Source organism: Allobosea sp. Root381 (genome assembly GCF_001429395.1).
Lineage (GTDB): Bacteria > Pseudomonadota > Alphaproteobacteria > Rhizobiales > Beijerinckiaceae > Allobosea.
Genome location: NZ_LMJT01000009.1, coordinates 214666 through 227529 on the forward strand (window position 1 = coordinate 214666; position 12864 = coordinate 227529).

A 12864-nucleotide genomic window follows, 5' to 3' on the forward strand; every position below is an offset into this window, starting at 1 on the left:
AAGAACCCGCCGCCGGCGAGGTTCGCCGGATCGCGGTTGCGGAAGCTCGCTGCCTATCTAAGCGCGCGAGCCGCAGCCGACCATGCCATTTCGGGAATGCAGTTCACCGTGACGCGCCTTTCTGCGGGCGGATCCCGTAAGATTATGCTGCGCGGGGCCATTTCAAGCGAAGCAAGCCACTTGCGGCCTGTCGCCGCGCTTGCCAATCCAGGAGCAGCCGCTAAGCATTGGCATCGTAATATCGTAACGTCTTGATGGCAGGCGCCTGGTGCGATTCTCGATTGTAGTCCCGGTCCATAACAATCCCGCCGACCTTTCCGTCTGCCTGTCGAGCATCGCGCGCCTAGATTACTCCAAGTCGGATTTCGAGGTCGTCGTCGTCGACAACAATTCGTCGGACGACACGGCCGAGGTTGCGCGATCCTTCGGCGTGGCGGTTCTGGTGGAGGCGGAGGTCCAGAGCTCCTACGCGGCCCGCAATCGCGGCATCCGCGCCGCCAGGGGCGAGTTCATCGCCTTCACCGACAGCGATTGCATCGTGGATCCGCAATGGCTGTCCGAGATCGAAGCCGCCATCGAGGAGGGCGTCGGCTGCCTGGCGGGCGAGATCTTGTCCGCTCCGCCGGCTACGCTCGTCGAGCGCTTTTCCGACGAGATCGGGCTGCTGCGCCAGCGCGGCCCGCTCTCGGGTTGGCACTTCAAGCCCTATGCCCAGACCGCGAACGCCGTCTACCGCAGGCGCGTATTCGACGAGATCGGCCTGTTCGACCCGTCGATGCAATCGGGCGGCGACGCCACGCTCGCCTGGCGGATGCAGGACAGGACTGCCTACACGCTGAAATTCGTGCCCTCCGCCATCGTCCATCACCACCACCGCGCCAGCGTCCCCGAGCTGTGGAAGCAGTTCCGCCGCTACGGCACGGGCAAGATGTCCTGGGCGTTCGCGGAGCCCGACTATGTGCCGCCGGATATCGCGAAGCTCGAAGCCGAGGCCGTGGCGGCGTTCGACAAGGCGGTGCTGGCGCTGGAGGAGGCTGGCCTCGACGAGAAGGCGCTGGTCTTCCCGGTGCTGCGCGCAGCGACCCAGATGGCGCATCTCTCGGGCTATATGCAGGATCTGCTGACGACGGTCTCGCAGGGCCTTCCGCTCGACCAGGTCCCGGGACATGCGCGACGCCTGGTGCCGACCTGCAATCTCTGCGGCGGGACGCGCTTCGTTCCGGGCCCGGGCGGCCGCATGGCCGGCAGGCAAGCGCCTCAATGCGACGAATGCGGCTCGCTCGAACGGCATCGGGCGCTGGCGGCCGTGCTCGACACATGGGACGGCAAGGACCTCGCTCGCCGCTCGGCCATCTGTTTTGGCGAGGCGCTGCCCAAGCCGCTCGCGCAGCGTTTCCGATCCGTGCGGCAGGCGCGGATCGGAGAGCGCGTCGGGGGCTGCCATGAGATGGCGCTTGTGTCCGGCTTCGCGGCGCAGGCCGGCGGGCGCGATCTTGCCGAGGTGCTCGGCCAGGCTGCATCCTCTCTCTCGCCGGACGGCATGCTGCTACTCGCCGACGAGGCCGGCCGTCGCTTCGAAGCCGTCATCGGCGGCCAGACGGCACGCCTGACGATGGACGAGCCACTGCTGGCCGAGGTCCGCGCGCATATGACCAATGCGCGCGCGCGGGCGGAGACCATCGCCGATGACGTAACCCGACGCGGACACTATTTTGTCAGGGTCGGACAATAGGCGCTTCGACGCGGGCAGGTGCCGCTTTGCGGCCGCCCGAGACACCGGAGACCGGCGGCTGCGCCTTCGCCATGGAGGAGGGTTGGCGGCGCTTCAGGTGACGATCGGGTCGTCGGGGTTCAACTCGAACGACAGCGTTCCGTATCCGAAAAGATCGACGTCCTTGACTGGGGATTTCTTCCTGCCCTTGTAGAGCTCGATCTTCAACGACTGGCAAAAGGACGGATAGGCATCCAGCGTGGTCAGGAAGAGCTTGCGGCCGGCAATGCAGACCGGCGCCAGCTTCGGGCAATCATACAGTATGTATTCGTAAATGCCTTGGGTGACGCCCGGCCAGTCTGGATGGAAGAAATCGTCGACGATGACGATGCCGCCGCTAACGATCAAAGACTGGGCTATCCGGATATCGTTGCGCGCATGGATTTTGGTGTGTCCGCCATCGACGCTGAACAGCCTGAACTTGCCGCAACCCGCTTCGATCTGCGCAACGCGCCGTTCGTCGATGCTCAGCGAATCCGCCGTGATCAACTCGACATCGTCGGCGGTGCCGTGAAAGCGCCGTAGGTTATCGACGAACTTCTCCTTCGAGCCCAAGCCCGACTTGTCGATGTTCAGTTCCTGCATCTCGAAGACGTCGACCGCTGCATGACGAGTGGCGTTGGTCGTGCACGCCAGCAGCGCCAGAAAGAACTTGCCGTGATGAACGCCGATTTCGCACGATCCGGCTTCCGGTATCGCCCGTCGTGCAAGGGACAGCCTATTGCAGGCCGAAAGCGCTGCCACAGCGCCGGGATATACCCAGCCGTGCACCTGATTGTAGGCGCCTTGAAGATAGCCGTTCAAATCCGTCACGATAAGGCTCCGTCCCACGGGGCGAGGAAGTGTCCATATTCGGACCCCGGGTCACTACTGAACGAGATGTCTCAGCATCGTTTCGATGCGATTGAAATAGGTATGTTTCTGAGCAATATCCTGCATCACAGAGGATAGATAATCTGCGTCATTTATTCTTGTGTCGTTCAGGCTGGATCGGATCAGAGATGAAATGTTTCTGTCGATGATGCAATCTGAACCAAATATCGACGTGATAAGCCGGTTGTTGCTGACCAGCGCCGATCCATAGCTTCCGTTCTTGAATATCCGACAGGGTATGTAATAGCCGATCTGGCCCGCGCCTTGGATGGAGGGCGCGATCCTGGCCTCGCCAGTGAGCTTGCGGGCTTCCTCGTCGGAAACAGCGCCTTCAATAATGTCGGCCTGATGCCCGTAATTGCGGATGAATTCGCGGTCGATACATCCGCCATAGATCTGAAGCCGCAATCCTTCGCTTACGCAGGCGCCAACGAGCTCCCCGAGCTCAGCGATGTTGCGATGCCATACGCTTCCAACAAATACGACGTTTTCGTTGGCTTGCTGCTTGGATGCGAGCTTCGGAATTCCGGCGAGCGCCTGGTCGATCTCGCCGGGAAGGAGATCCGTCGCCCAGGCAGTAACCAGAGTCCGGGTCGACTTGCTGAAATATTCAAACGGCAGGTCGCGATCGCCGGATGCGGGGAGAAAATCCGCCTCTGCGGCAGGTCGATTTTTCACCAGGTGCTGGAACACGTGATTCTGAGCAAGGCGGACCGGCGCGTTCGGATCGCCCCTAAATTCGTCAAAAAACAGCGTCCTCTCGAAGATGTCGTCGATATACCTTGTCGAGGTTGCGCCGGACGTGCCGTGCACGAGGTAATAATTATCTTTCCCTAAAGGTATATTATTATCGTAATAGCCTGGTACGGTATATGATATATATAATTTGTTCCTTGGGATATCGCCCTCTAGGATCGTATTATCTTTCCAGGAAACATTTATATAATCATATCCCTCAACAATTGCAGAGAACGCTTTATATAAAGATTTGTGTATGTAATGGTGAGTATGATTTTGCTGTCGAAGCCCAAATATTATGACTTCGTTGATTCCAAGAGATCGAAGTATTTCTAGCGAAATTTGCTTCGATTTAACCATAGAGTCCTGTTTTTGCATCGTGATTATGTGTCGCAATAGCTCTATGTCTAGAACGCGCCTGAATGGGCAGTGACCGCATCGCAGCGATATGGTCGGCGAATAAGCTGACCAAACGCAGCCGAGTTCTTCTCATGTCGAAGAATGATATCGCTGCCTCGGCGTGATCGCGGCGGGTCGTCGATGGACGATACGGTGATCGTCGATCGGTCGGTACCTGGGAGCGCGATGGGGCGGCCTCGGGTTCAGCCATTTATCGATGCTGAGATTTAACTCTGTTATTCTACAGATTCTGCAGCGCAAGAGACCCAATCCTCGAAGTTTCGATCGAGACTGATCACGTCTTAACGTCAAGGACGGTGCATATCAATGGCGCGCTCGATGCGGGCCGCCGTCTGATGGTGGCGGCTGCGGTCGAGCAGAGGTGGATTGCCGATCGATGAGGTGGGTCAAGGGACTCGCCGAGCACCGCATCGAGAACCCCGTGCGATCTTTATCCCCGTCGGAGAAGGTGGTGCGAAGCTTGCGGGACACTCACCGGGAACAACCCATGTCCGCGCCAACCTCTCCGCGCCTCGGCCTTGCCTACCTCGCAGCCGCCCAGGCGCAAAAGCATGTCACCCTCAACGACGCGTTGCGCCGCCTCGACGCCGTCGTCCAGGTCGCGGTCGCGTCGATGAGCGTGGCTGTCCAGCCGGCATCGCCCGCCGAGGGCGAGACCTATGTCCTTCCGCCCGGCGCCGCCGGCCCTGCCTGGGGCACGATGCTGCCGGGGAGCCTTGCCGCCTTTCAGGATGGCGCCTTCGTCGAGATCCGGCCCTGGGCCGGCTTCCTGGCCTATGTCGCGGACGAGGGCTCGCTCCAGCTCCATGACGGGGCTGGCTGGGGGCCGGCTGCGGCGGCTCCGGACGGCGCGGCGCGCTTCGGCGTCAACACGCCGGCCGACGCCACGAACAGGCTCGCCGTCAAATCCGACGCGGTGCTCTTCAGCCATGACGACGTCACGCCGGGCTCCGGCGACATGCGGGCGGTCTTCAACAAATCCGCCGCCGCCAGGCACGCCTCGGCCCTGTTCCAGAGCGCCTATTCGGGACGCGCCGAGATCGGCCTGGCCGGCGATGACGACTTTCATCTCAAGGTCTCGGCCAACGGCGCAAGCTGGGCCGACGCCATGGTCGTCAATGCCGGCACGGGCCGCGTGCTGCTCGGTGCGAGCGGAACGGCCTCCGATGCGCTGCACGTCAAGGCGGCTGCCGATCCCGCGCTGAGGCTCGAGGAGGCCGGTTCGAGCAGTCATCTCGTGCTGAGGCACGTGTCTTCCGGCCAGAGCGTGCTTGAACATGTCGCCGCCACCGGCCAGGCGCTGATCGATCTTTCGCCGCAGGTGCAGGACGGCGTCTCGGCCAGCCTGTTCCGCTTCTTCCGCTCCGTCAACACGACCGCGCCTTGCCGGATCGACATCAACCGCGGCGATGGGACGGCGACCGTCAACCACAGCTTCATGGGCAAATCCCATACCTTCCTCAACCGCACGGATGGCTTCGTGAAGGTCGGCGGCGGCGCGAGCGCTCCGAACCCGGTCTGTGCGGTGGATGTCGACGGGCCGGTGCGGGTCAAGGGCTATACGGTGGCAGGTCTTCCGGCAGCATCGGTGGGGGCCGGCCAGATCGTCTTCGTATCCGACGAGACCGGCGGCGCCGTGCTGGCGTACTCGGATGGTGCCCAGTGGCGGCGCGTTACCGATCGGGCGGTGGTGTCGTGAGGGGGCGCTGGGAAATGCCGAAATGCGAAGCGCAACCGCAGGGTTGCTCGTCGCGCGGGCGCAGCTAGGGCATCGGTCCGAAAAGTGACCTGCGGTTGTCGGGAAAAGCCGATGCAAGATCAAAGGTCCGGGTCATCGGGCCGAGTACGATATTCGGTCCGATGGCTAGGAGGCGAAATCCGACGGCTTGGCTAGTTCATATCCGAAAGCTTCGAAATCGTCCTTGTAAAGCTCGTTGACGATCTCGATGGTCTTCTTTCGATAGTTGACGAGATGCCGCCCCGGCGTGTCCGATTTCGAACGGACGTTCCTGCGCTGGATTTCGCCTGGCTCGATGTCGAGCCGGCCAGCAAGGATCCGCAGATCGGCCTCCAGGGACTCGTTTCTGCCGATCCAGTCCATCATGCAATCGCCGGCTCGATGCGTGAATTTGTGCATGGGACAGAAGCAGATCCAATAAGCATCATTGATCACGTCTGCCTTGGCAGCATAATCTTGGACATATCGGTTGAAGTCCTCGCCTATGGTGTCGAATATCGGTCTCTTAGCTTCTTCCCAGTGCGGCAGATTATATGCTGCGAAGAAATCCTGCATAAAGCCGGAATAAAGCCTGTCATATGGATTTCTGACGAAAGAGAACTTGAAATAGCGGCTGGCGAGGTCGGCATGCTTCGACTGGAGGAAGCGATCGATCGTGACATGTTCCGAGAAATGGTCTGTCGGCCGCTTGATGTCGCGATAGGGGTCGATCACGCTGCGGACGGTCGATGAGCCGGCCTTCGGGATCACAAAGTATATAAACCGCTTTTCCGTAGATATACCCATGCGTGGGACGGTAGCGGATCGGTTCCTGAGCGACAAGGGATTGAAGCTTCGCCATATCGCGGCGATGATCTCCCGCGCTGCATTATCCTGGTCCGGTCGTCCCATGATCCCGTCGAAGGGCTCTTCCTTGGAAGCGCCTGTCATCTCCGTCGTCATCAACACCAACGGGCGCCGCGAAAGCCTGGCGACGACGCTGGAGGCTCTGCGCCTCCAGACCTACCGGCATTTCGAGATCTGCATCGTCTGCGGCCCTGGCCCGGACGGAACGCGTGAATTCGTTGCGGAACAGGTAGCTGTCGGTGCCCTGAAGGCCGCCGATTGCGACGAGCGCAACCTCTCGGTTTCGCGGAATATCGGCATCGCCCTGGCTGCCGGCGAATTCGTCGCCTTCATCGACGATGACGCCATACCCGAGCCGGTTTGGCTCGAGCAACTCCTCGCAGGGATCGGCGATGATCCGCTGGTTGCGGGCATCGGCGGCATGGTGTTCCAGCCGAATGGGCGCGATCTCCAGTTCCGCTTCTCGACCTGCGATCGCTTCGGCAATGCCCGGCATGACGTCGAGTGCCCCGCCGACGCCTCGGCCTTCCCGCTGAGCGCCCATTTTCCGCATGTCATGGGCACGAATGCGATGTTCCGCCGGCAGGCCCTGGTCGCGGTCGGCGGCTTCGACGAGGAGTATGACTATTATCTCGACGAGGCCGATCTCTGTTGCCGGCTCGTCGATGCGGGATATGCGATTCGTCAGCGCGGCGATGCGCCGGTGCATCACCAGTTCCTCAGCGGCACGGTTCGGGATGGCGAAGGCATCACCGCGCATTTCTATCCGATCCTGAAGAACCAGCTCTATTTCGCGCTCGTCAACGGCCGCAGCCACGCGACGCTGCCGCGGATACTGGATTCCGCGCGCGATTTCACGGCTTGCCACCGCGCCGATATCGCCGGCCATGTCGCGCGCGGGGCACTGCACAAGCAGGCGCTGGTTGCCTTCGACGAGGACCATGACCGCGCGACTTTGGCCGCGCTTTCGCGGGGGCTCTCCGGCGGACGCCGCCTCCAGGATGCGAGCCGCTTCGACGCTCCGCCTGCCTTCCTGCCCGCCGCGCTGGCCGCCTCACGGGAGGCGGACGGAAGCCGGAGGCATGTCGTCATCGTAGCGCAGGAGAGTGGTGCAGCGGGGGGTGTGGAAGATGCTCGAGCGCGCGCTCGTGGGCTGGCTGAAGCCGGGGATTTCGTGCGCGTCCTGCTGCTCGCCGCCGCTCGCTCGCGCATGCGGGAAGGCGTCGCCTTGCGCGGGGGCGTCTGGCACCATGTCGTATACGGCGAGAGTTCGGGCGACGACGCGGCTACGCTGGCCGCCGCGCTGCGACGCATCGCGCGCTACCATCCAATTGATGCCGTCGAGAATCCTGATGGGTTTCTCACCGCCGAATTGACTGCAATGGACGCCTGAACGCCCGATGACCCGGCGCGGTCAGTGGCCGGCGCCGGTGCCTTCGAGCGTCTTCTCGACCGCTTCGAGCCTGCTGCGGCAGAGCTCGATCTCGTTGCGATGGCTGTTGAGTTCCGAAAGCTGCGAGAGCAGGGCCGGGAAACCGTGCTGGGATACCGGGGCCCGCGCCTCCAGCGCGCTCAGCCGTTCCGCATGCGTATCGCGGGTAGTCGCCTGCGCGTCCTGGACCGAGGCGGCCGAGGCCTGCAATTGCAGCACGCGGCCGTCCAGGTTCTCGACGTTCCGGCGCAGGCGTTGCAACTCCACGGCGACGGCCCGGATCGCGCCGATCTGATCGGCGAAGGCTGCAATCCGCTTCTCGACCGCCGCCGCGATCCGCTCGTCGAGATTCGATACGCCCGTGCCGGTGGAAGCGTCTTGCCGCAGCGACTCGTTCGTGATCGTGACCTCGTGCCGCGCCGGCTCGAAGGCCGGATCGATGACAAGTGCCTTGCGATACCAGCCGAGGGCCTGCTCGGGGCGCCCGTTCAGCTTCTCGACATGGCCGAGCTGGACGCAGGTGTCGGCGTTCTGTGGCTCGAGCGACAGGGCGCGTAGATAGGCGCGCTCGGCTTCGTCGCGGCGGCCGAGTTCCTTCAGGCAATGCCCGAGCTGGACCCAGATCGCGGCGTCGCCTGGCTCCTTTTCGAGGTAGCGCTGATAGAGCTCCGCAGCCGTTCGCCTGTCGTTGCGGTCGCGAGCCTCGTCGCCCTTCGAGCGAAGGTTCTCGTTTGGCTGGGCGGAGCCGAAGAGCTTCAGTTTCAGCATGATCTCAGATCTCCGCTTCGGCTTCTCGCGACCCTTTGGCGCGTTCTTCGCGCATCCCGGCGTAATAGTCCTTGAGGTTCCAGCGATGCCTCGCCGCCACCTCCGCGATCGACCGTGTCTTCTGGAACTTGGAGGTTCCGATATCGCTATCGCCGAGCGCCTGGATCGCGAGATTCGGATAGATCACGAAGCAACGGTCGGGGAAGGCCCGGGTCGCCGCGCTCAGCGGCCCGATATCGTAGGGCAGGTCCATGCGCTTGGTGTGGTCCAGCAGGAAGGGCAGCACATCGAAGCGCATGCCCACCGCATGCGAGCCTATCGCCGCGCCATTGGTCTGGTAGAGCATCGACGAGCGCCATTGCGCCCATGGCTCGCTCCAGTTGTACTGCAGGGTCCCGAGCTGGACGATAAGCCAGTCATCCGGCAACTGCGCGACGGCCTCGGCGAAGAGCCGCTTGAAGTCGTTGTGGAAAACGGCGTCGTCGTCGAGGACGAGCAGCGTCTCGTCCTGGCTCTCCAGCGAGCGCTCGAGGATTGCCTCATAGGAGCGCAGATAGCCCCAGGCTCCGGCGGAGGCGATCGCCTTGCGCCCGGCCTCCGCCTCGATATGGGCGATGCGTGCCATCTGGCTCGGATAGCTCATATAGCGATCCCGCTCGGAGGTGATACGGGGCAACTCCGGCGCTACTCGATGCAGGGGCTGCGCTGCATAGGCGGCATATTCCGCGGCGGTTGCCGGCGCGGTTCCGTCGACCGCGCTGAAGCGCTCCGCGACGATGCCGGCCCGTGCCAGGCGCTCCGAGACCTTTGCCCAGCGATCGGGGCGGCGGTCGAGATTGAGGACGCTGACGCGCTGGAAGACGTCGTTGACCGTGACGATCCGCTCGGAGCGCAGGGCAGTGCGAGGCGAGGCAGCACCCTTGATGCCGGGCCGGCCGTGCGCTCCCGCGGGCAGGTCGTGCGTGGCGAAGCTCCTGCCCTGACGCTGGGCAACCGCGGCGCGGGTGAGCAGGCAGTCTCCTCCAAGCAACGCTGCCAGCCCCTGCTTGCCGCGCTCGCTGGCGGTGCGTGCGAAAGCGAGGCAGCCCTTGCCCTTACCGCCCTTTCCCTGACCGGCGTTCCAGACAGTGAGGCCTTCGGCGTCGGCCGTCGGCCGAAGCAGGGCTCCCGCATCGGCGCCATCGCCGGGGTCCTTCGCCCGCAAGCCCTCGTCCAGCACGAGAAGGGCATCGAGCCCGAGCCGCTCGTGCAGGCTGTCGAGACAGGTGCCGAGCCCGCCCGAGAGCTTCGCCTTGTCGACGAGATGCGTCTCATGCGGGATCCGCAGGTTCGCGATGGCCTCGCGGACGGCGTGGTCGGCGCCGTCATGGATAAGGATGACGACGAGCTCGGTCGAAGCGCGGCAGGCGCTCGCGACCGTGGTCCAATGCTCGGCGGCCTTGCCCAGGCCCTCGGCCGTCCCGGCGGCAATGGCGATGCCGATCTTGGCCCGTTCGCGGCTTGTGACCGTCAGCGGCCAGCTATGCCGCAGAACCGCATCCTGTACGTGCGAGCTGTCGAAGCGCGAGCGCGTTCGCTTGAGGGAGTGGCGATAGATCGTGTCGTTCGGGGCCGCATGCGTGTTCTCGCGCACCCAGTTCCCGGGCCGCGCCGGCGTCAGGATCGGCAGCCGGTTCTCCCGGGCGTGGAGCGAGAGCCAGACATCCGCCGAGTTGCAGTACTTGAAATCGTCCCAGCGCATCGTGACGGCGCTCGCATGGAAGCAGAGCGCGTTGGTCGCACCGATATGCACACCGCGATCGACCGCCAGCGCATCGCCGAAATGGAACGTCGCTGCGCGCGCGTCCGGCTCGTAGTATCGGGCGATCGGCTGGCGCAGCAGCACGCCATGTGCCGCGAAGATCGCGCGCTTGTCCTGCTCCGCCACCTTCGCCGTCATCACCTCGACGAAGTCGGGAGGGAAGATCAGGTCGTCGTCCACGATCACGCGGTAGCCGCCTTCGGCCCGATCCTTGTCTATCCAGAAGAACTTGCCCGCATCGCCGCGGTCGTCCCAATCCTGCGAGCGCCGCACCTCGATGCGCGGATGGTTCAGGAAGTCGGGCACGTCCGGATAGTTGTTGAGGAATACGCGCACCCGGTCGCATTGCGGCAGCAGGCTCGCCACGCAGTCCCGCAGCATCTCCCTGCGGCTCGGGATCGTCGCCAGCGACGCCAGCACCGGCTCCTTGACCCCCAGGCGCACCTCCTGCTGGTGGCCTTCCCCATCGATCCTGCGCAGGGCCGCCTTGCCGATCCGGTAAGCCGCCCCGGCCGGCGCATTGAGCATCAGCACATGGAATTTCAGCTGCTTCGCCCGATGCGGCGCGAAGGCGCGGATCGTCGTGCTGCCCTGACGCAGCACGAAATCATGCCCGACCGAGAAACCCGCCTCCGTCTGGAGCCGAAGCACCGGGCTGCTCGCCCCCGGGCTCAGTTCATGCAGCTCGATCTCGACCTCGATCAGCCCGCCGCCCGCGCATGGGAAGGCGGGTCCGACGAAGCCGAGCCGGGGACAGGCCACGGCGGCATGGACGCGGCCACCGGCTTCGAGCGAGGTCTCGCCCTGGGCCCAGCCCTGGCCGAGCCAGCCTGCGGCAAAGTCCAGCTCGCCCAGAAGCTCCGCCGGGAGCGGTTCGGCGTCGGTCCCGGCCACCGCGGCGGGCAGCCTTGTCGTCGCCGGCTTCGGCCTGTCGCTGTAGCCCTTGACGAACCAGACATCGCGCTTGGGCGCGGGCGGCGCCTGCTCCGGCTCCCTGATTCCAAGGGCGGCCATCGCTTTGGCGATGTCGAAGGGGCCGGCAGGGTCGCAGATCTCATCGGCCAGCTCGCGATCGGCGATGGCGTTACCGATCGCCGTGGTGAGCTGCGAGGTCAGCTCGGCGAAGCCGTGCCGGAGCCTGTCGGAGAGACGCTCTTCCAGCGCGTGCCGCAGCGCCGCATCGGTCCGCGCGCCGAGGCGCTCGAGCTTGGCGTCCGCCTCGGTGGCGGCGATGAGCTGCAGCTCGAGCATCGCGCCGGCATCCAGCCTGGCCACCTTGCGCAGATCGGCGACATCGCTGCGCAGCGTGGCCAGCCCTCCCTGCAGATCCGACACGACGGAGCCCAGCGCAGCCAGCTGGCCGGTGATGGCGTGAAGCGCGTCGGCCAGTGCGGCCTGCTCCTGCTTCGCACCGGCTTGCTGTGCGCCTAGCTGGCCGGCGATGCCGTGCAGCGCGTCGGCCAGCGCGGTCTGCTGTTGCGTTGCTTCGGCTTGCTGCGCCGCCAGAGTGCCGCGCACGCCCGCTAGGACCTCCGCCTCGCGCAGCCGCAGCGTCTCGGCGGCGTCGAGCCGCTGCGCGGTGGTATCGTCCGCCGCGGACAGCTGTTCGACCTGCTGACGCAACTTCGTCAGCCGACGGTCGGCGCTGTTGGTTCGCTCCATCGCATCGATGTAGTGGAGCGAAAGCCGGTGCGAGAGATCGCCGACCTGCCCGGCGGAGCGCTCGCTCTTGCCCGGCACCCGGAAGATATGGGTCGGCGTATAGTTGTAGGAGCCGGCCGCGACATAGCCGAAGGGCTGCAACAGCGCTGCGATGCGCCTGTAGTCCTCGGCCCGTGCGATCTCGAGCACCAGCACCGGCCTGTGCGCCTTCAGCAGTTCGGTCGCGCCCACGAGGACGTCGTATTCCGCGCCCTCGACATCGATCTTCAGCAGCGCCACCGGGCTTTCGATGGAAAGCCCGTCGAGTGGCACGATCTCGATGTCCCCCTGCTCGTCGGCCTCGACTGCGGCCATGCCAAGATTATGCGTCGCCGCGCCGCTCACCCTGCCCCGGCGGCGCTCGGCCCCGAGGGCGCAGCGGCGGATCTCGACGCGGTCCGCGAGGCCGTTGATCTCCAGGTTCCTGGCAAGCAGCGACGCTGCGTTTGGGTTCGGTTCGATGGCGATGACGCGGCAACCCATCACACCCGCGAAGAAGACGCTGTGGTTGCCGATATTGGCGCCGACATCGACGACGGTGGCTTCGCGCGGCACCATCGGCACGAGCGCGGCGAGCAGCTCGGCCTCGTAGAAGGCGCCGCTGCTGCGCATGATCGCAAGGAGATGGTCGTCGCGGTCGCTGTGGACGAAGCGGAATTCCTTGCCGCCATGGACGATGCGCGCAGCATTTTGCTCCTGCGCGTCGCTGGCGGTGGGCGGGGTCATCAGGTTCATCGGCTCAGGCCATCAAGCGACCAGGCGACGCCGCGCGCTAG

8 protein-coding genes are annotated in these 12864 nt (G+C 64.4%); 3 read left to right on the forward strand and 5 right to left on the reverse strand.

All coding sequences use genetic code 11. The features are described from left to right. The first annotated feature begins 268 nt into the window (after window positions 1-268). Window positions 269-1732, forward strand: coding sequence for a glycosyltransferase (locus ASE63_RS10480; RefSeq protein WP_056800603.1), 1464 nt, complete (start codon window positions 269-271; stop codon window positions 1730-1732). Between the two features lie 93 nt (window positions 1733-1825). Here ASE63_RS10480 and ASE63_RS10485 read toward each other — a convergent pair whose 3' ends face one another. Continuing rightward, window positions 1826-2584 (reverse strand): class I SAM-dependent methyltransferase, encoded by a 759-nt coding sequence (locus ASE63_RS10485; RefSeq protein ID WP_162261748.1) that lies wholly within the window; start codon window positions 2582-2584, stop codon window positions 1826-1828. 54 nt (window positions 2585-2638) lie between these two features. Beyond that, complete coding sequence (locus tag ASE63_RS10490; RefSeq protein ID WP_056800607.1) at window positions 2639-3457, reverse strand: hypothetical protein; 819 nt, start codon at window positions 3455-3457, stop codon at window positions 2639-2641. Window positions 3458-4289: 832 nt separating this feature from the next. Between ASE63_RS10490 and ASE63_RS10495 the strand changes: the two genes are divergently transcribed. Next, window positions 4290-5501, forward strand: a complete 1212-nt coding sequence (locus ASE63_RS10495) for a DUF2793 domain-containing protein (RefSeq protein WP_056800609.1) — start codon at window positions 4290-4292, stop codon at window positions 5499-5501. Window positions 5502-5666: 165 nt separating this feature from the next. Here ASE63_RS10495 and ASE63_RS10500 read toward each other — a convergent pair whose 3' ends face one another. Then, window positions 5667-6470, reverse strand: a complete 804-nt coding sequence (locus tag ASE63_RS10500; RefSeq protein ID WP_162261749.1) for a sulfotransferase family 2 domain-containing protein — start codon at window positions 6468-6470, stop codon at window positions 5667-5669. On the opposite strand from ASE63_RS10500, the gene ASE63_RS10505 reads away from it, so the two are divergent. Continuing rightward, window positions 6454-7779, forward strand: a complete 1326-nt coding sequence (locus ASE63_RS10505) for a glycosyltransferase (RefSeq protein WP_162261750.1) — start codon at window positions 6454-6456, stop codon at window positions 7777-7779. The two genes, ASE63_RS10500 and ASE63_RS10505, sit on opposite strands and share 17 nt — an antisense overlap. 21 nt (window positions 7780-7800) lie before the next feature. Here the strand turns inward: ASE63_RS10505 and ASE63_RS10510 are convergent, their stop codons facing one another. After that, window positions 7801-8586: a tetratricopeptide repeat protein gene (locus tag ASE63_RS10510; protein WP_056800617.1), complete on the reverse strand. Its 786-nt coding sequence runs from the start codon at window positions 8584-8586 to the stop codon at window positions 7801-7803. A 4-nt stretch (window positions 8587-8590) separates the two neighbouring features. Further along, window positions 8591-12814, reverse strand: coding sequence for an FkbM family methyltransferase (locus tag ASE63_RS10515; RefSeq protein WP_162261751.1), 4224 nt, complete (start codon window positions 12812-12814; stop codon window positions 8591-8593). Between the last annotated feature and the right edge of the window lie 50 nt (window positions 12815-12864).